The 18397-nt window shown below is 73.4% G+C and carries 18 protein-coding genes; 6 read left to right on the plus strand and 12 right to left on the minus strand.

The features are described from left to right. Positions 1-10: 10 nt before the first annotated feature. A complete protein-coding gene (gene trhA, locus O2V63_RS02225; protein WP_269165941.1) occupies positions 11-838 on the minus strand; it encodes a PAQR family membrane homeostasis protein TrhA in 828 nt (275 codons plus the stop codon). A gap of 125 nt (positions 839-963) precedes the next feature. Between trhA and O2V63_RS02230 the strand changes: the two genes are divergently transcribed. The 6 genes from O2V63_RS02230 (at position 964) to O2V63_RS02255 (ending at position 6588) form a co-directional block, all read left to right on the plus strand. Next, positions 964-1743 (plus strand): isoprenyl transferase, encoded by a 780-nt coding sequence (locus O2V63_RS02230; protein WP_269165942.1) that lies wholly within the window; start codon positions 964-966, stop codon positions 1741-1743. A 46-nt stretch (positions 1744-1789) separates the two neighbouring features. Beyond that, positions 1790-3007, plus strand: a complete 1218-nt coding sequence (locus O2V63_RS02235; RefSeq protein ID WP_269165943.1) for a DUF885 domain-containing protein — start codon at positions 1790-1792, stop codon at positions 3005-3007. A 5-nt stretch (positions 3008-3012) separates the two neighbouring features. Continuing rightward, the gene (locus O2V63_RS02240) at positions 3013-3198 is read left to right on the plus strand and encodes a hypothetical protein (protein WP_269165944.1); all 186 of its coding nucleotides are present in this window, start codon (positions 3013-3015) and stop codon (positions 3196-3198) included. 43 nt (positions 3199-3241) lie between these two features. Continuing rightward, the gene (locus O2V63_RS02245) at positions 3242-4237 is read left to right on the plus strand and encodes an ATP-binding cassette domain-containing protein (RefSeq protein WP_269165945.1); all 996 of its coding nucleotides are present in this window, start codon (positions 3242-3244) and stop codon (positions 4235-4237) included. Beyond that, positions 4234-5058 (plus strand): ABC transporter permease, encoded by an 825-nt coding sequence (locus O2V63_RS02250; protein WP_269165946.1) that lies wholly within the window; start codon positions 4234-4236, stop codon positions 5056-5058. Before O2V63_RS02245 ends, O2V63_RS02250 begins: the two co-directional genes overlap by 4 nt. 234 nt (positions 5059-5292) lie before the next feature. Then, the gene (locus O2V63_RS02255; RefSeq protein WP_269165947.1) at positions 5293-6588 is read left to right on the plus strand and encodes a PhoH family protein; all 1296 of its coding nucleotides are present in this window, start codon (positions 5293-5295) and stop codon (positions 6586-6588) included. Between the two features lie 90 nt (positions 6589-6678). Here the strand turns inward: O2V63_RS02255 and O2V63_RS02260 are convergent, their stop codons facing one another. The 11 genes from O2V63_RS02260 to O2V63_RS02310 all read right to left on the minus strand — a co-directional run bounded on the left by O2V63_RS02260 (position 6679) and on the right by O2V63_RS02310 (position 18308). Beyond that, entirely contained in the window at positions 6679-7602 is a 924-nt protein-coding gene (locus O2V63_RS02260) for a hypothetical protein (RefSeq protein WP_269165948.1), read from the minus strand. Positions 7603-7773: 171 nt separating this feature from the next. Further along, the gene (locus O2V63_RS02265; RefSeq protein ID WP_269165949.1) at positions 7774-8010 is read right to left on the minus strand and encodes a hypothetical protein; all 237 of its coding nucleotides are present in this window, start codon (positions 8008-8010) and stop codon (positions 7774-7776) included. Next, entirely contained in the window at positions 8007-10844 is a 2838-nt protein-coding gene (locus O2V63_RS02270) for a hypothetical protein (protein ID WP_269165950.1), read from the minus strand. Before O2V63_RS02270 ends, O2V63_RS02265 begins: the two co-directional genes overlap by 4 nt. Before the next feature lie 70 nt (positions 10845-10914). Next, positions 10915-12960, minus strand: coding sequence for a flagellar biosynthesis protein FlhA (gene flhA, locus O2V63_RS02275; RefSeq protein ID WP_269165951.1), 2046 nt, complete (start codon positions 12958-12960; stop codon positions 10915-10917). Between the two features lie 162 nt (positions 12961-13122). After that, positions 13123-14256, minus strand: a complete 1134-nt coding sequence (locus O2V63_RS02280) for an EscU/YscU/HrcU family type III secretion system export apparatus switch protein (RefSeq protein WP_269165952.1) — start codon at positions 14254-14256, stop codon at positions 13123-13125. A 17-nt stretch (positions 14257-14273) separates the two neighbouring features. Then, positions 14274-15038 carry a flagellar biosynthetic protein FliR gene (gene fliR / locus O2V63_RS02285; protein WP_269165953.1) on the minus strand — a complete coding sequence of 255 codons (765 nt, stop codon included), beginning with the start codon at positions 15036-15038 and terminating at the stop codon, positions 14274-14276. Positions 15039-15045: 7 nt separating this feature from the next. Further along, a complete protein-coding gene (gene fliQ, locus O2V63_RS02290; protein ID WP_036336255.1) occupies positions 15046-15321 on the minus strand; it encodes a flagellar biosynthesis protein FliQ in 276 nt (91 codons plus the stop codon). Then, entirely contained in the window at positions 15318-16166 is an 849-nt protein-coding gene (fliP, locus tag O2V63_RS02295) for a flagellar type III secretion system pore protein FliP (protein WP_269165954.1), read from the minus strand. The genes fliQ and fliP overlap by 4 nt, the downstream gene beginning before the upstream one ends. Then, entirely contained in the window at positions 16166-16594 is a 429-nt protein-coding gene (locus O2V63_RS02300) for a FliO/MopB family protein (protein ID WP_269165955.1), read from the minus strand. Before O2V63_RS02300 ends, fliP begins: the two co-directional genes overlap by 1 nt. Then, complete coding sequence (gene fliN, locus O2V63_RS02305; RefSeq protein WP_269165956.1) at positions 16591-17337, minus strand: flagellar motor switch protein FliN; 747 nt, start codon at positions 17335-17337, stop codon at positions 16591-16593. The genes O2V63_RS02300 and fliN overlap by 4 nt, the downstream gene beginning before the upstream one ends. Continuing rightward, entirely contained in the window at positions 17334-18308 is a 975-nt protein-coding gene (locus tag O2V63_RS02310; RefSeq protein ID WP_269165957.1) for a flagellar motor switch protein FliM, read from the minus strand. Before O2V63_RS02310 ends, fliN begins: the two co-directional genes overlap by 4 nt. Positions 18309-18397 lie beyond the last annotated feature (89 nt).

An 18397-nucleotide genomic window follows, 5' to 3' on the forward strand; every position in this document is an offset into this window, starting at 1 on the left:
GCCGGGCAGCTCAGGTGAACGGGGAGCGGTAGATCACGAAGTAGACGGCGATGTAGTGGCAGATGGCGGCCACGATCGTCAGCGCGTGGAACACCTCGTGGTAGCCGAAGGTGCCCGGCCAGGGGTTGGGCCGCTTGCTGGCGTAGGCGACCGCGCCGACGCTGTAGAGCAGTCCGCCGACGCACAGCAGCACCAGCGCGGTGACCCCGGCCAGTTGCAGGATGTCGACCAGCACGAACACCGCTGCCCAGCCCAGGGCCAGGTAGATCGGCACGCCCAGCCAGCGGGGTGCGTGCGGCCAGGCGACCTTCAGCGCCACGCCCAGCACGGCGCCGGCCCAGACGAGGGCCAGCAGCCACCGGCCGGTCGGTTCGGGGACGGCGAGCAGCGCGAACGGGGTGTACGTGCCGGCGATGAACACGAAGATCATCGAATGGTCGGCGCGCTTCATCAGCTTCCAGCCGCGCGGTGACCAGCGTCGGCGGTGGTAGAGCGCGCTGACCCCGAAGAGCCCGAGGATGGTGAGGCAGTAGAGCGCCACCGACCAGCCCGCGCGCGCGCCCTGCACGGCCGCGAGCGGGATGAGCACCGCCCCGGCGACGACCGACCCGAAGAACGCGAACAGGTGCAGCCACCCGCGCATCCGGGGTCGAGTGTCGGGGTGGTCGTACTCGTGGTCGCCGTACTCCGACAGGGCCCACTCGCCCTGGCGCTCGACGGACTCGACCCGTTCACCCTCCGCATGGACGGCGGCCACCGCCTCGCCGGCCGGCGCCTCGATCTCAGCGCCGTCAGCGGTGACCCGGGCGTGGTCCTCGTGGTCTGAGGAGACGCTCATGAGCCGAGGTTACGGAGCAGCGGGTACCGCGTCATCCCGGGCCGGGTGTGATCTCCCTGGGAACGCGCCGGCCCGGTCCGGCGCGCGGTCCGGCCGCACGGGGAGGCGACACCTAGGGTGAGGGCGTGGGGGTGCGCTCGAAGGTCCGGGACGCGCTCACCGTCGTCTACGAGCGCCGGCTGGCCCGCGGCCTGGTGGGCGCCGACACCCCGCGGCACGTCGGGGTGATCATCGACGGGAACCGGCGCTGGGCCCGGGCCATCGGCCTGGAGGACGTCAGCGAGGGGCACCGCCGCGGCGCGGACAAGATCGCCGACCTGCTCTCCTGGTGCGACGAGGCCGGGGTCGAGGTGGTCACCCTCTTCCTGCTCTCCACCGACAACCTGACCCGGCCGGCCCCCGAGCTCACCCCGCTGCTCCGGATCATCGAGGGCGTCGCCTGCGACCTGGCCGGCCCGGACCGGCGGTGGCACCTGCGGGCGGTGGGCGCACTCGAGCTGCTGCCGGCGGAGACCGTCGCCGTGCTGACCCGGGCCGAGCGCGACACCCGGGAGCGGCCGGGGGCGACGGTGAACCTGGCGGTCGGCTACGGCGGACGTCGGGAGATCGCCGACGCCGTCCGGTCGCTGCTGGCCGAGCACGTCCAGCGGGGGACGACGCTGCCGGAGCTGATCGAGGTGCTCGACGCCGACCACATCGCCGAGCACCTCTACACCCGCGGCCAGCCCGACCCGGACCTCGTCATCCGCACCAGCGGCGAGCAGCGGCTGTCGGGGTTCCTGACCTGGCAGACCGCCCACTCCGAGTTCTACTTCACCGACGTCTACTGGCCGGAGTTCCGCCGGGTCGACTTCCTGCGGGCGTTGCGCGCCTACGCCGCCCGGCACCGCCGCTTCGGCAGCTGACCCGGCCCTTCTCGGGACGGCGCCCGGCGGCTGACAGACTCGGGGCATGGCAGCCGGCGCGGTCGACGTCCCCCTGGAGTACGTGCGGCTGGGGCTGCGCTTCGACCGGCTGGAGCCCGGCTTCGTCGACGCCTACACCGGCCAGCAGCGGCTGCGGGCCCAGGTCGCCGACGAGCCGGCGCCGCAGCCGCACCAGCTGCGCGACCAGGCCCGGGCGCTGCTGGGTGAGCTCGACTCCGCCGCCCTGCCGGCCGACCGGACCGCCTACCTGCGCGGTCAGCTCACCGGGCTGGAGTGCAGCGCCCGCAAGATGGGCGGTGAGCCGGTCGGCTTCATCGCCGAGGTCGAGGCCTACTTCCAGGTGTCGGTCGCGCTCGGTGACCCGGCCGAGTACGCCGCCGCGCACGCCGAGCTCGAGCAGTTGCTGCCCGGCAGCGGGACGCTGGCGGAGCGGTACGCGGTGCACCGGCGGCGGGAGGAGTGCCCTCCGCAGCGGCTGGAGGAGGCGGTGCACGCCCTCTCCTCCGCACTGCGGGACCGGGTGCGCGGCCAGTACGGCCTGCCCGAGGCCGAGACGGTGCGCTACGAGGTGGTCACCGACAAGCCGTGGTCGGGGTTCAACTACTACGAGGGCGACTACCGCTCGCGGGTGGCGATCAACGCCGACCTGCCGCACCGCCTCGGTCAGCTGCCGCACCTGGTCGCGCACGAGTCCTACCCCGGCCACCACACCGAGCACTGCCGCAAGGAGCGGGGGCTGGTCGAGCGCGACCAGCACCTGGAGCACACCGTGTTCCTGGTCAACACCCCCGAGTGCCTGATGGCCGAGGGGCTGGCCGACCTCGGCGTCGAGGCGTCGATCGGCGCCGGGTGGGGGCCCTGGGCCGCCGACGTGCTCGGTGACCTGGGCCTGCGCTTCGACGGGCACCTGGCCGAGCGGGTCGCCGCCGCGGCCGCACCGCTGAACCGGGTGCGCCAGGACGCCGCCATCCTGCTGCACGACCGCGGCGCCGACCCCGACGTGGTGATCGCCCACCTCCAGCGCTGGGGGCTGGTGAGCCGCGACCGCGCCGTCCAGCAGCTGCGGTTCCTCACCGACCCGCTGTGGCGGGCCTACATCTCCACCTACGTCGAGGGCTTCGACCTGCTCTCCGCCTGGCTGGCCGCCCGGCCGGCCGGGCAGCCCGTCGCCGACCGCTTCCTGCGGCTGCTGGACGAACCGCTGACGCCGGCGGTCGTCACCGCCGAGCTGGCCGGCGCCTGACCGTCGTGGCGAGCGGGACGACGGAGGAGCGACAGGCCCTGGGGCTGTGGACGGCGGGTTGGCTGGCCCTGTTCCTGCTGGCCGGGCTGCTGTGGCTGGGCGACGTCTCGCTGCAGTGGCCGGTGCTGCTGGTGCCGGCGGTCTGGGCGCTGGTGGTGCTGCGGCCGCGCCGGCCGTCCGCCGGGAGCTGAACCCGGTCGACTCCTGTCGGTGCACCGGTGGAGGATCCCCGCCGTGATCCACGCTCGCGGGCTCGCCCGCACCTTCCGGAAGAAGAAGCAGGAGGTGCACGCCGTCGCCGGCGTGGACCTCGACGTCGAGGCCGGCGAGATCGTCGGCTTCCTGGGCCCGAACGGCGCCGGCAAGACCACCACGCTCCGGATGCTGACCACCCTGCTGGAGCCCACAGCCGGCACCGCCACGGTGGCCGGCTGCGACCTGATCGCCGACCCGGTGGGGGTGCGTCGCCGGATCGGCTACGTCTCGCAGAGCGGCTCGACCGCGCCCGAGGCCCGCGCCGGTGAGGAGGTCGTCGACCACGCCCGGCTGTACGGGATCAGCACCGAGGAGGCGACCGCCCGCGGCAAGCAGCTGTTCCACGAACTCGACCTCGACGGCCTCTGGGAGCGTCAGCCGAAGGCGATGTCCGGTGGCCAGCGCCGTCGGCTGGACATCGCGCTGGGCCTGGTGCACGTGCCGGGCCTGGTCTTCCTCGACGAGCCGACGACCGGGCTCGACCCGCAGGCCCGGGCGAACCTGTGGCAGCACATCCGCGGCCTGCGCGCCGAGCGCGGGACGACGGTCTTCCTGACCACGCACTACCTCGACGAGGCCGACGCGCTGTGCGACCGGATCCTGGTCATCGACTCCGGCCGCATCGTCGCCGCCGGCACGCCCGACCAGCTCAAGTCCGACGTCGGCGGCGACGTGCTGACCGTCACCGCCGAGCACGCCGACGCCGCCGGGCAGGTCGCCGCCCTGATGGCCGCACTGCCCGGGGCGGAGGCGCCCCAGGTCGACGGCACCCGGGTGGTCGGCCGCGCCCCGAACGGCGGTGCCGCGCTGGTCGCCCTGGTCCGTGAGCTGGACGCCACCGGCATCGCCGTGGCCGGCATCGAGAGCCGCCGGCCCAGCCTGGACGACGTGTTCCTCGGCCTCACCGGCCGGTCGCTGCGGGAGACCGGGGCGCCGCCCGCCGTCCCCACCGAGTCGCTGGAGGCAGCCCGATGAGCACGGTCGCGACCCCGCCGGAGGCCACGCCGCCCGCGACCACCTCGACCAGTGCCACCGCGACCAGCAACGTGGTCCGGGACACCTACACCGTCTTCGCCCGGGCGATGCGGATGTCGCTGCGCAACCCGGCCTGGCTGGTGATCAGCCTGATGCAGCCGATCCTCTACATCACCCTCTTCGGCCCGCTGCTGACCTCCGACGCCGTCCAGCTCGGCGCGGGCAACGCCTACCAGGTGTTCGTGCCCGGGATCCTCGTCCAGCTGGGCATCTTCGGGGCGCTGTTCGTCGGGTTCGGGCTGATCGCGGAGTACCGGGCCGGGGTCATCGAGAGCCAGCGGGTCACCCCGGCCAGCCGCACGGCGCTGTTGCTGGGGCGGGTGCTGCGCGACGTCGTCGTCCTGCTGGTGCAGGGCACGCTGCTCGTGCTGGTGGCCATCCCGCTCGGGCTGCGCGCACCGGTGGCCGGGGTGCTGCTGACCCTGGTGGTCATCGCGCTGCTGGGTGCGGCCTTCGCCTCGGTCTCCTACGCGCTCGCGCTGACGCTGAAGAGCGAGGACGCCTTCGCGCCGCTGCTCAACGCCGTCGTGCTGCCGGTGCTGCTGCTGTCGGGCATCCTGCTGCCGATGTCGCTGGCCCCCGGCTGGCTGCAGGCGATCAGCGACGTCAACCCGCTCAAGCACGTGGTCGAGGGCACCCGCGCGTTCTTCGACGGCGACTACGGCAGCAGCACCGCGTGGTGGGGTGCTGCGCTCACCATCGCGATGGGCGTGGCGGGCTGGTGGTTCGGCGTCCGACGTTTCCGGCAGGAGTCCAGCTGACGAACGGCGCACCACGGGTCACCCGATCGCGTGTCGGAGGGGTGCTTTCGTCAGTGCCGGGGCCTAGCGTCGGCGGTGGAGGACGAGCTCACCTCGCCCTCCACGGGAGGCCCGGTTGGTGCGAGGCAGTTCATCCACCAGAGGGGCCGTGTCCTGGCCCCAGCGCCGGGGCCCGGCCACCTTCGAGCCGGGGCGCGCCTTGTCATCAGGGTGTCGCTCCACGGGAGCCGACTCGTGAGCACTCGCCGTACCTACGTCCTCGACACCTCCGTGCTCCTCTCCGACCCGGGCGCCCTCTTGCGCTTCGACGAACACGACGTCGTCGTGCCGCTCGTCGTCATCGGTGAGCTCGAGGACAAGCGCGACCACCCCGATCTCGGCTGGTTCGCCCGGCAGACCCTGCGGATGCTCGACGACCTGCGGGTGCAGCACGGCCGGCTGGACGCCCCGCTGTCGGTCGGCGACCAGGGCGGTTCGCTGCACGTCGAGCTGAACCACAGCGACCCGTCGGTGCTGCCGCCCGGGTTCCGCAACGACAGCAACGACAGCCGGATCATGGTCGTCGCGCTCAACCTGCGCAGCGAGGGCCGGGACGTCTGCCTGGTGACGAAGGACGTGCCGCTCCGGGTCAAGGCCGCCGCGGTGGGGCTGGACACCGAGGAGTACCGCGGGCTGGGTGCGGTCGACACCGGCTGGACCGGGATGGCCGAGCTGGCGGTCGAGGAGTCCGACGTCCAGGCGCTGTACGACGCCGGCACGGTGTACCTGGAGGCCGCCGCCGAGCTGCCCACCCACACCGGGCTGGTGATGCTCTCCGGCCGCGGGTCCGCGCTGGGCCGGGTGACCCCGGACAAGCAGGTGCGGCTGGTCCGCGGCGACCGGGACGCCTTCGGCCTGCACGGGCGCTCCGCCGAGCAGCGGGTCGCCCTGGACCTGCTGCTCGACCCGGAGATCGGCATCGTCTCGATGGGCGGCCGGGCCGGCACCGGCAAGTCGGCGCTGGCGCTGTGCGCGGGGCTGGAGTCGGTGATGGAGCGGCGGGCGCACAAGAAGGTGGTCATCTTCCGGCCGCTGTACGCCGTCGGCGGGCAGGAACTCGGCTACCTGCCGGGCAGCGAGAACGAGAAGATGGCGCCCTGGGCCCAGGCGGTGTTCGACACCCTGGGCGCCCTGGTCTCCGGCGACGTCGTCCAGGAGATCGTGGCCCGCGGGCTGATCGAGGTGCTGCCGCTGACCCACATCCGCGGCCGCTCGCTGCACGACTCGTTCGTGATCGTCGACGAGGCGCAGTCGCTGGAGCGCGGTGTGCTGCTCACCGTGCTCTCCCGGCTCGGCACCAACTCCCGCGTCGTCCTCACCCACGACGTGGCGCAGCGGGACAACCTCCGGGTCGGCCGGCACGACGGCGTGACCGCGGTGATCGACCGCCTCAAGGGCCACCCATTGTTCGCCCACGTGACGCTCACCCGCTCGGAACGCTCCCCGATCGCCGCCCTGGTGACGGAGATGCTGGAAGACCTCCCCCTCTGACCCGGGCTGCCTGACCCGCATTGCACGCTCTTCGTGCGCTCTGCCCGTGCCGCAACACGGGCAGAGCGCACACAACGCGTGCAATGCGGGTCAGGACGGGCGCCCGAGGGCTCGGAGCCAACGGGCCACCAGGACCCTCGGCGTGGCGAGCTCGTCCCACACCCACCGCACGACGCCCCAGCGTTCGTCGCGCAGCGCGTCCTCTCGGCGCTTCTCCTCGAACACGGCGTCCCCGGGATCCTGACCCGGCCGGAGCAGCCGGCCGTACTTCACCCGCCCGTCGAACTCACCGAGCAGACGCTCCTGCTGCCACCCGAAGTCGCTGCGCCCGACCAGCCGCCCGTCGGGTCGTCGGACGTCCAGCTGCAGCTCAGGCAGCGGTACGCCGGCGTCGAGCATCAGCGCTCGCGATCGGCTCTCGCCGACGCTCTCCGACCGGGCGTCGGCAGCGAGCACGACCCGGCGCGCAGATCGGGTGCCGGGCGTGCCGGCGCAGGCCGCCAGCACGGCCATCAGCTGGGCCCTCGTGGTCGCCTGCTGCGCCAGTGCTGCGTCGGCGACCACGAGGGCCGCAGCGAAGGAGGCGGTGCGAGCGACGTCGACGACCGTGCGCGCGACGCTGGTGACCGCGATCTGGTCGCGCAGCACGACGTCGTCGGGACCCAGTCGGGCGACGTGCGACCTCAGTCTGCTCTCGTCCGCGCTGCGAGCCGGGGGCTGCCGGGTGACGTGCACCTGCCCCAGGGGGAGCCCCCACAGCGGTAGACCGTGCAGCGCGGCGGCCGATCCGTGGCTCACGACGGCCGCGACCCGCAGGCCGGCGAGGGTCGCCCGGACCGCCAGCAGGTGCCGGTCCCGTCGGGTCAGCGAGGTGGGGTCCACGAGGTAGGCGCCGCGCTGGAGCGTGGACCACTCGCCTCGACGCCTCCGCCTCCTGATCTCGTCGTCGACGAGACCAGCGGCGAGCGCCTGCGGCCGCAGGACGAGTCGGGGGAACGGGTCGGCTGGTTCCACCGCCACACCTTCAGGGGCCGCGGCGTCTGACGGTGTGGGTCAGACCGTTCTGGGGATGCGGCCCGCAACTGTGGACGGCGCGCCACTGTGCACGCCTTCTGTACGCACTACGCGGGCTGCGGCACGGGCAAGGCGTACACAGAGCGTGCAGAGAGGCCGGGGAGGCCTGGCTCAGGAGGGGGCGGGCTCGTCCGCCGGGGCCGGGCTCGGCCGGGCGCGGCGGGCCGGTGGCGGTGGGGTGGTGGCCCAGCGCAGCAGGCCGACGGCGACCCAGCCGGCGCCCAGGCACCACAGCAGGCGGGTGGTGACGTCGTCCACGGTGAAGTCACCGCGCAGTCCCAGCAGGAACACCGGGATGGCCAGCACGAAGCCGGTCACCACGACGTCCCAGCGGAACGGGCTGATCACGCCTCCATCTCCTCCAGCCGCTCACACAGCAGCGAGGCCCAGCGGTGGGCGGTGGCCCGGGTGCCGTCGACCATGGCCACGGGCACCGGGACGTGGTTCAGCGCGGCAGCCGGGTCGGCGGTCGAGTCGGTGTCCTCGACGACGACGGCGTCCAGGCGGGGCAGCCCGTCCAGCCACGGGACGAGGTCCTCGGGCTTGCGGGTGGCCTCCATGACCGCCCAGACCGCCGACGGCGACCAGACCGAGAGCATGTGCTCCATCCACGGCCCGCCGGACGTGCGCAGCGGGGCGTCCACGGCGACCACGGTGACCGCGCCGGTCGCCGCGCTGGTCCGGCGGCGTGCCAGGGCGGTCTCCAGCGAGGTGATCCGGCTGGCCTCCGGGGCCAGGCCGGCGAGCGCGCCCGAGGCGGCCCACAGCACGGCCTCGGGCTCCAGCCGCAGCGAGGAGGCCAGCGACCGGGCGGCGGCGAAGGTCTCGGCGCCGGGGCCGACCAGCATCAGCACCTCGCCCGGCTCCGTCGGCGCCGGCGGAGCTGCGGGCAGCCGCTCGGACAGGGTCCGGGTCAGCGCCGCGTACACGCCGCGGGCGGCCGCGTCGTTGGTGAAGTCCGGCCCCAGGAGCGAGTCGGGCAGCCCGAGGGTCAGCAGCCGGATGACCAGCTCCTCGGGCCCGCTCATCGGGTAGGGGGCCAGCGCCGTGGACGCCGGCGCGGGGACCAGCCGGGTCACGGTCGCGAGGCGGCCGCCGGACTCATCGGCGGACGACAGCGCGGCGGCCGGACGGGGCGCCACCGGGAGGGGGGTCGGGCGGGTCGAGGTCGGCGGACGGCCGGACAGCGCGGGGCGGGTGCTCGCCGGCACCGGCGGGCGCGACCGGCGGACCGGCGGGACACCGGGACGGGAGGCCAGCAGCGGCTGCTGTCCACCGCCGACGTGCCCCGGCGGCATCAGTGACAGCGGCGGCAGGATGGCGGTGGCGTCCAGCGGCAACGGAGCCGGGTCGCTCGCGGTCCGCGCCATGGCCGGCGCCATGACCGGCGACATGGGTACGGGGACGGCGAACCGCTCCCGCTGGTCGGTCGACGGTGACTCCATGAACCGGACCTCCTCGGCCGGGGACTCGTCGACGACGACGGCGTCCACGACGAGGTTCTGGGCGGCCGCGAACTGCGCCGCCCGCTGCGCGACCCGGGCATCGCTGGCGTAGCTGGTGTGGGCGTCGGTCCGGTAGGCGCCGGTGTCGTAGGCGTTGGGCTCGGCGCCGGTGATCTGGTAGGCCCACGGCTGCGGGACGTCGCGCACCCGGTCCTCGTCGACCGCCGGGGCCGACCAGGCGCGCGAGGCAGCTGCCTCGACGATCGCCGATGCGGCCGCGAGTGCGGCGTCGCCGTCCTGGGCGGCCTCGGCGGCGGACCGGTCGGCACCTGCCTCGGGGGAACGGTGCCGGCCGCGACCGGAGCCGTTGGCGGCCAGGACCTCCTCGAGCAGGTCAGCCAGCTCCTCGTCCGCACTCCGGACGGACTCGACCATCGACAGTGCCGGGGTCGCCGCCTCGAGGCGGGCGAGCTCTGTACGTGCGGCGTCGATCCGGGCCGCCTCGGCGGCGGCCTCGGCCTGCCGGCGGGCGGCCTCGGCGGCAGCAGCGGCCTCGGCCTCTGCCCGGATGCGGGCGGCCTCCGCAGCAGCGATGGCGTCGGCAGCAGCCTGGACCCGGGCCGCCTCGGCGGCGGCAGCAGCCTCGGCCTGGAGGCGGGCGGCCTCGGCGGCAGCCTCGGCCTCGGCCTCTGCCCGGATGCGGGCGGCCTCCGCAGCAGCGATGGCGTCGGCAGCAGCCTGGACCCGGGCCGCCTCGGCGGCGGCAGCAGCCTCGGCCTGGAGGCGGGCGGCCTCGGCGGCAGCCTCGGCCTCGGCCTGGATGCGGGCGGCCTCGGCGGCAGCCTCGGCCTCGGCCTGGATGCGGGCGGCCTCGGCGGCAGCCTCGGCCTCGGCCTGGATGCGGGCAGCCTCGGCCTCCGCCTGGATGCGCGCGGCCTCGACCCGTGCTGCCTCGACCCGCGCTGCCTCGACCCGCGCAGCCTCGACCCGCGCTGCTTCGGCCCGCGCAGCCTCGGCCTGCACCCGGGCGGCCTCGGCGGCAGCCGCCTCGATGCGAGCCGTGGCCAGTCGTGCGGCCTCTGCCGCGGCGGCCTCGACCGCTGCCGTCTGGGCTGCGGCCGCCTCGGCCGCAGCCAGCTCCGCAGCAGCGGCCACGGCGGCGTCCTCGACAGCGGCGTCGGCCGCCGCCTGCACGGGGCTCGAGGCGACCATCCGGGTGAGCGCCGCGGCGAACGGCGAGGGGCCCGAGGGCTGCTCGGCGACCGGCGCCGGGGCGGGCCCCGGCGCCAGGTCCTCGGGCGCGAGCATCAGCGTGTGCTTGGCGGGGGTGAACGGCTTGGCCGCCGCCGGGCTCGCGGCCGGCGCGGTCGCCGCACGCGCCGGCCGCGCCGTGGACCGGGCGGCCGAGGGGGAGCCCGTCGAGGAGGAGGTCGACCGCTCGGACGACGGCGTCGCAGCTGCGGCGGGCTCGGGCGCGGTCCGCACCGAGCCGGAACGGCCGTAGAGGTCCACGGCCGGGCTGCCCTGGGCCGCTGCCCCCAGCAGGTCGGCGAGCTCCTTCATCCGGTCGTCCATCGACGGTGCGGCCGGGCGTGCGGGGGCGGCAGGGTCCTTCAGCACGGCGGCCGAGCCGGTGCTCGGCCCGGTGGCCGGCCCGGCCGCGGGCACCTCGACCTCGGCGATGAACCGCTCGTTGGTGAAGAAGCCGAACATGCCGCCGGAACGGATGCGGCGCACCCCGACCACTCGGGCCGAGGTCCCGAACTCTGCACGCGCGGCCGCGATGGCCTCGTCACGCGTGGCTGCCTCAACGGATCGCGACGGCACCGCTCACCACTCCCAGTGACTCGATCTGTGCCGTGCGGGACACCTCGTTGTACGAGATGACCGACAGGCGGGGCAGGACCTGGCGGACCAGGCGGGACAGGGCGGCTCGCACCTGCGGTGAGCAGACGAGCACGGGGGAGAGGTTCAGTCGCTCTGCGTCGTCGAGGAGCTCGGTGCAGCCGCGGACGAGGACGTCGACGGTGTGCCCGTCCAGCGCGAGCACCTGGCCGCCCTCGGTGGGGCGCACGGCCTCCAGGAGCCGCTGCTCGAACGACGGCTCGAGGGTGATGACGTGCAGTCGGTCCTCCTCGGTCACGTACGGGTGGCTGATCGCCGCGCCGAGGGCGGTGCGGGCCGCCTCGACCAGGCCGTCGAGGTCGGTGGAGACCTTGGCCCGCAGGGACAGGGCCTCGAAGATGCGCACCAGGTCGCGGATCGACACCCCCTCGTCCAGCAGGGCCTGGAGCACCCGCTGCACCTCGCCGAGGCTGAGGAGTGCCGGGGTGAGCTCGTCGGCGACGGCCGGGTGCGAGCGGCGGATCATCTCGACCAGCACCTTGACGTCCTCCCGGCCCAGCAGCGCCGAGGCGTTCTGCCGGACGACCTCGGCCAGGTGGGTGGTGATGACCGAGGAGCGGTCGACGACGGTCGCGCCGGCCATCTCGGCCTGCCGCTGCAGCTCGGCGGGCACCCACTTGGCGGCCAGCCCGAAGACCGGCTCCCGGGTCGCCTTGCCCGGCAGCCCGTCGAGGTGGTCACCGATGGCGAGCACCGTGCCGGCCGGGGACGTGCCCTTGGCCGCGGGGACGCCGTTGAGCCAGATGACGTACTGGGAGGCGGGCAGGTCCAGGTTGTCCCGGGTGCGGACCAGCGGGATGACCAGCCCGGTCTCCATGGCGACCTTGCGGCGCAGCGCCTTGACGCGGTCGAGGAGGTCGCCGCCGCGGGCGGTGTCCACCAGCTCGACCAGGTCGAAGGCGACCTCCAGCTCCAGCGGGTCCACCCGCATCCGGTCGGCGATCGCCTCGGGGGAGTCCGGCTGCGGCTCGGCGGCGACGGCGTCCGCGGGCGTGCCCTCGTCGTCGTCCTCGTCGACCCGGTCGGTGAGCCGGGTGGAGATGAACAGGACCAGGCCGCCGATCAGCAGGAACGGCAGCTTGGGCAGGCCGGGGATCAGGCACAGGGCCAGGGCGGCGAGGCCGGCGATGCGCACCGGCTGCTTGGCGCGGCTGAGCTGGCTGATCAGGTCCGAGCCCATGTCGCCCTGGGAGGCCGAGCGGGTGACGATCAGGCCGGTGGCGGTGGAGATCAGCAGCGCCGGGATCTGCGAGACCAGGCCGTCGCCGACCGACAGCAGCGAGTAGGTGGTGACGGCCTCGCCCGGGGCCATGCCGCGCTGCAGCACGCCGATCGCGAAGCCGCCGATCAGGTTGATCAGCGTGACGATGATGGCGGCGATGGCGTCGCCCTTGACGAACTTGCTGGCGCCGTCCATCGAGCCGTAGAAGTCGGCCTCGGCGGTGACGTCGCTGCGTCGCTTGCGGGCCTGCTTCTCGTTGATCAGGCCGGCGTTCAGGTCGGCGTCGATGGCCATCTGCTTGCCGGGCATCGCGTCGAGGGTGAAGCGGGCGCCGACCTCGGCGACGCGGCCGGCACCGTTGGTGATGACGACGAACTGGATGATCGTGAGGATCACGAAGATGACCAGGCCGACGATCAGCGAGCCGCCGATCACGAAGTGCCCGAAGGCCTCGATGACCTTGCCGGCGTAACCGTCGGTGAGGACGAGCCGGGTCGAGGAGACGTTGAGCGCCAGGCGCATCAGCGTCGCGATCAGCACCAGCGACGGGAAGATCGCGAAGTCCAGCGGCCGCCTGATGTTCATCGACACCAGCAGGATCAGCAGCGACCCGACGATGTTCAGCGCCAGGAGCAGGTCCAGCACGGGGGCGGGCAACGGCACCACGAGCATCAGGACGATCGAGACGACCCCGATGGGGACGGCGGCCTTCGTCAGCTTTCCCACGAGACCTCGTTCCTGTGCGGTGCGCTACGGCGGCGGAGGAATGCGCCGGTGCGCCCCCCACCGCCTTCTCGGCAGTCCGGGGAACGGGCGGTACTGCTGGGCGGGGTCGCCACACCGTGCGTCACAACCGCTCCGCGGGCCTCAGGGAGACCGGTTCGGCCGTCAGCGGCGCCGGCCGGCGCGGGGGAGCCCCTCGGTGGCCGGCGCCTCGAAGCCGGGCCGGTGCATCCCGCCGGTCACGCCGCGTGCCGAGAGGTGCATGACGAAGGCCAGCACCCGGGCGACGGCGGTGAACAGCTGGGCCGGCACCTCCTGACCCAGGTCGCAGGAGGCGTGCAGGGCCCGGGCCAGGGGGATGTCCTGGACCATCGGCACCTTGCACTCCTCGGCCCGGGCCCGCAGCCGGGCGGCCATCTCGTCGGCGCCCTTGGCCACCACCCGGGGTGCGCCCTTCAGCGGGTCGTACTTGAGCGCGACGGCGACGTGGGTGGGGTTGACCAGCAGCACGTCGGCGTCGGCGACCTCGGCCATCATCCGGTTGCGGGACATCGACAGCTGGGTGGAGCGGCGCTGGGCCTTCATCTGCGGGTCGCCCTCGGCCTGTTTGTGCTCCTGCTTGATCTCGTAGACGCTCATCTTGAGCTGCTTCATCATCTTGTGCCGCACCACCACGTAGTCGGCGACCGCGATGACCAGGCCGGTGATGCCCACGACGCGGAACATCAGCACCGCGGAGTCGGTGAAGGTGTGCACGACCTCCGACAGCGGCAGCGCGCCGGAGGCGGAGACCAACTGCATGGCGTTGTCGGACGTCACGCCGATGACGGTCGCCAGCGCGACGGTCTTGATGATCGCCTTGGTCGCCTCCCAGAGGCCCTGCGTGCCGAACATCCGCTTGATCCCGGGGAACGGGTTCAGCTTCTTCAGTGTCGGCTTCATGGCCTTCGTGGCGATCGTGACCCCGCCCTGGGACGCCGAGGCGACGGTGCCGATCACCATCATCGCCAGGGCCATCGGCAGCAGCGCGGTCATGAAGACGGCCAGCGCGGTGCCGAACATCGCCTGCATCGTGGCCTGCTGCGGGTCGTTGGCGATCACCCCGACCTGCACGAACAGTTCCTGGATGGAGCCGAACGCACCGCCCACGAGCATGGGCAGCAGCACGCTCGCCGCGGCCGCGCCCAGCCAGGTGCCCAGTTCCTGGGTGCGCGGGATCTGCCCGTCCTTGCGGGCCTTCTTCAGCTTCTGCGGTGTCGGCTTCTCTGTCTTCTCACCGCCGGGACCGTCCTTGGCCATCAGTCACCTCCTCCGGGTCAGCCGCTGCGCAGCGAGGTCATCGCGTCGAGCGCGGAGTCCAGGAGCCCGTCGAGCGCCGGCGGCAGCAGCGGGAACGTCAGCCCCAGCAGGGTCAGGGTGATCATGATCTTGAGCGGGAAGCCGAAGGCGAAGATGTTCAGCGCCGGCGCGGCCTTGGAGAGCAGGGCGAGCGCGACGTCGGCCAGCAGCAACACCGCCACCAGCGGCCCGGCGATCTGCAGCGCGGCCAGGAACATCATCGAGAAGGCGGTGATCAGGACCGAGCCCAGCTGGTCGGTGGGCAGCGAGCCGCCCACCGGCAGCCCCTGGTACGAGGTGACGAAACCCCGTACCAGCAGCAGGTGGCCGTTGCTGGTGAACAGCAGGGTGATGGCGAGCAGGTAGTGCAGCCGGCCGATCACCCCCTGCGTGGTCAGCGACATCGGGTCGTAGGCCGGCTGCAGGGAGAACCCGCCGGTCACGTCGATCAGGTCACCGGCCAGCTGGACGGCGCTGAACAGCAGCTGGACGACGAAGCCCAGCGCGGCGCCGATGACCGCCTCGGTGACCGCAGTCGCGATGAGGAAGCCGGCGGTGACCTCCGGGATGGTGCCGGAGATGTGCGGGAACGTGACCAGGGCGATGCAGAGGGCGAGTGCGCCCTTGACCACCCGCGGGATGCCGTTGGAGTTGAACGGCGGGGCCAGGGCGATGAACCCGGCAGCCCGCGTGCTGGCCAGCAGCAGCGCCGCGAGGGTCGCGGAGGGGACCTCCAGGTCCACTGCGGCCTCAGGTCCTGCCGAGCAGTCGCGGCAGCGACTCGAACAGCTGATCGGTGAAGGAGACCAGCTCCGAGAGCACCCAGTTGCCGGTCACCAGCAGCGCGATCGCCACCGCGATCATCTTCGGCACGAAGGACAGCGTCGGTTCCTGGATCTGGGTGGCCGCCTGGAACAGCGAGATCATGAAGCCGACCAGCAGGGCGGTCAGCAGGATGGGGGCGGACACCTTCGCCGCCACGATCATCGTCTGGGTGGCGATCTCGGTGACGTCGGCGTCGCTCATCCGTAGGACCCCACCAACGCCGTGGTCACCAGCGCCCAGCCGTCGACGATCACGAACAGCATCAGCTTGAACGGCAGCGACACGATGGTCGGCGGCACCATCATCATGCCCATCGCCATCAGCGCAGCGCTGACCAGCATGTCCAGCACCAGGAACGGGATGAAGACGACCAGGCCGATGATGAAGGCGCTCTTCAGCTCCGAGAGCACGAACGCCGGGACCAGGGTCAGCATGCTCACCGACGCCGCGTCCGCCGGCGCCTCCTCACCGGAGAGCCCGACCATCAGCGTGAGCTCGTCGTCCCGGGTGTTGGCCAGCAGGAAGTCCTTGAGCGGCTCGACCCCGGTGTCGTAGGCGGCCGAGGCGTTCATCGTGCCGTCCAGGTAGGGCTGGACGGCGAGCTCGTTGATCTCGCTGAACACCGGGCCCATCACGAAGATGGTCAGGAACAGCGCGATCCCGGTGAGCACCTGGTTCGGCGGTGAGCTGGGCAGGCCCAGGGCGTTGCGGGTCAGCGCCAGCACCACGAGGATCTTGGTGAACGAGGTCACCAGCAGCAGGGCCGACGGCGCGATCGACAGCACGGTGATCGCCAGGATCAGCGTGACCGCGGTGCTCGGGCTGTCCCCGCCGATGGAGATGTCCAGGCCGCCGTCGTCCACGACCGGGGCGACCGGCTCGGACGGCGGGACCGGCGCGGTGGGGGCGGCCGAGGCCGGGCCGGCCAGCAGGAGCATCAGCACGACCGTGCCCAGCAGCAGCAACGGCAGCAGCCAGGCCGCGCGGCGGCGGGCGGGGCCGGACGTCGGCGGCGGCGCCGACAGCCGGACGGGGACGGCGGTCATCAGCGGCGCACCGTCCGCTCACGCAGCTCGTGCACGACCGACGTCCACGTGCCGCGGTCGAGCACCGAGCCGGCCAGGGCACCGTTGCCCGCCCGCGGCACCGGGACCCGGGCGGCAGGCAGCTCGGTGGTCTCGCCGTTGGCGCCGACCGCGGGGCGGGCCTGGGCGGCGAGGGCGGCCTGCAGTTCCTCGTCCTCCACCTCGGCCAGCAGGGTGACCTGCTCCTCGGTCGAGCCGACCACCAGCACCCGGCCGGCGACGCGCAGCACCGAGACGCTGCTGGCCCGGCCCATCCGCTGGCGGGCGACCACCTCGATGACGCCGGTGGGGCCACCGAGCCCCCGCTTCTTCGCGACCTTGCTGGCGAAGAGCAGGACCGCGGCGACGAACACCAGCGACAGGACCAGGCGGACGATCATCCAGCTCATGCGGGGGCAGTCCCGTACTCGCCGGCCTCGGTCACGATCTCGCTGATCCGCAGGCCGAAGTCCTCGTCGACGACGACGATCTCGCCGCGGGCGATCAGGGTGCCGTTGACCAGCAGGTCCGCCGGGGCGCCGGCGGCGCGGTCGAGCTCGATGACCTCGCCGGGGTGGAGGGAGAGCAGCTCGGACACCGTCATCCGGGTCCGGCCGATCTCGACGGTGACCTCCATGGCCACGTTGCGCAGCAGGTCCAGGCTGCCGCGCCGCTCCCGCGGGCGGGGCAGGGTGACCTGCAGGGCCAGCGTGGCGGCGATCTCCGTGCCGCTGATCAGCGGGACGGCGAGGAAGACGCCCTTGTCCCGCAGCCCGTCCAGCGCCGCGACGACGTCCTCGACCCGTTCGGCCGCCACCCGGACCCGGCCGAGGGCGCCGGCGGCGGCCTCGAGCGCGGGGCGCAGCGCGGTGGCGACGTCCATCGGGCCGACCGGGGAGTTGGTCAGCGCGCTGACGATCTCCTCGGAGAGGACCAGGACGATGTCGCCGCTGACCTCGCCGCCCAGTGCGGCGGTGACGGCCGCGCCGGGGGTCGGGGGGAGCGGGACCGAATCGGGGTCGGCCACCGTCTCCCCGGCCCGGAGGACGAGCTCGGCGGGCATGGCGGCTGCTGCGGCCTGGGCCGCGGCAGCGACGGCTGCAGCGATGGTGTCGGAGTCCGACGAGCGGTCGGTGCCGAAGGCGGTGGTCATGCGGGGTCCTTTCCGCCGGTCGAGGTGTCGGGGACGATCTCGGCCGCCAGGCGGCGCCGGTGGTTGCTGGGGAGGGCGTGGGCGAAGGTCACGTCGTTGGTGGTGACCTGCAGCGGGCTGTCCTGGGCGTGGCGCAGCAGCAGCACGTCACCGACGGCCAGGGACAACAGGTCACCGGAGGGCACCTCGAGCGGGTTGAACCGCACGCTCACGTCGACGGGGACGTCGTTGATCCGCTCGGTGATCGCCTCGAGAGCCCGTTGCCGCTTGTGCTTCGCGACGTCCGACAGCTGCGGGGAGGCGGCGTTGTTCAGCGGGCCGGCGAAGGAGGCGAAGGGCAGCACGAGGGTGACCTCGGGCTCCCGGGCGCCGATCCGCATGCTGTAGGTCGCGACCATGACGGTCTCGGAACCGGAGGCGGCCTGGGCGAGCTGCGGGTTGTACTCGACGCTGTCCAGCGCGGGCGTCAGCGCGGTGACCGGGGCGAACGCCTGGCCGAGCTCGTCGAGCAGCCGGGCCAGGAGGTGGCCGGTGATGGCGCTCTCCATGCCCGTCATCGGCCGGTTCGGCTGGTCGCCGGCACCGGAGCCGCCGAGCATGTGGTCGACCATCGCCATCGCGGAGTCCAGCGGCCAGGCGAGCACGCCCTTGCCGGCCAGCGGCTCGAGGGTGAACGTCGCCACGAAGTACGACGACGGCAGGGTGGCGATGTAGTCGTCGTAGGAGAACTGCTCGATGCCGGTCAGCTCGACCCGGACGCCGGTGCGGAGCAGGGAGGTCAGGGTCGTCGTCGCCTGGCGGGCGAAGGACTCCTGGGTGATCTGCAGGATCCGGACGTGTTCGCGGGACAGTTTCGTGGGACGACGGAAGTCGTAGGTGCGCGGTTCCCGGCGTCGGGCGCGCCCCTGCCCCTCAGGGAGTCGGGGGGCGGCGGCGCTCGGGGCGTCGGCCACGGTGTCGGACAGGCTCACGCATGTCCTCATCGGCGGGGGGTGCGGTGACCCTGACCGCCGGACACCAGCCGGCGCCGAGGAGCTCGGCGCCGGCTGGTGCAGGTGTG

Source organism: Modestobacter sp. VKM Ac-2977 (genome assembly GCF_026968045.1).
GTDB lineage: Bacteria > Actinomycetota > Actinomycetes > Mycobacteriales > Geodermatophilaceae > Modestobacter.

What these genes read in the sequence shown, in the direction of transcription:
- fliP (WP_269165954.1), bottom strand. Translation starts at nt 16,166, where the DNA reads ATGACCGCCGTCCCCGTCCGGCTGTCGGCGCCGCCGCCGACGTCCGGC.
- O2V63_RS02250 (WP_269165946.1), top strand. Translation starts at nt 4,234, where the DNA reads ATGAGCACGGTCGCGACCCCGCCGGAGGCCACGCCGCCCGCGACCACC.
- O2V63_RS02300 (WP_269165955.1), bottom strand. Translation starts at nt 16,594, where the DNA reads ATGAGCTGGATGATCGTCCGCCTGGTCCTGTCGCTGGTGTTCGTCGCC.
- O2V63_RS02235 (WP_269165943.1), top strand. Translation starts at nt 1,790, where the DNA reads ATGGCAGCCGGCGCGGTCGACGTCCCCCTGGAGTACGTGCGGCTGGGG.
- trhA (WP_269165941.1), bottom strand. Translation starts at nt 838, where the DNA reads ATGAGCGTCTCCTCAGACCACGAGGACCACGCCCGGGTCACCGCTGAC.
- fliN (WP_269165956.1), bottom strand. Translation starts at nt 17,337, where the DNA reads ATGACCACCGCCTTCGGCACCGACCGCTCGTCGGACTCCGACACCATC.
- O2V63_RS02280 (WP_269165952.1), bottom strand. Translation starts at nt 14,256, where the DNA reads ATGGCCAAGGACGGTCCCGGCGGTGAGAAGACAGAGAAGCCGACACCG.
- fliQ (WP_036336255.1), bottom strand. Translation starts at nt 15,321, where the DNA reads ATGAGCGACGCCGACGTCACCGAGATCGCCACCCAGACGATGATCGTG.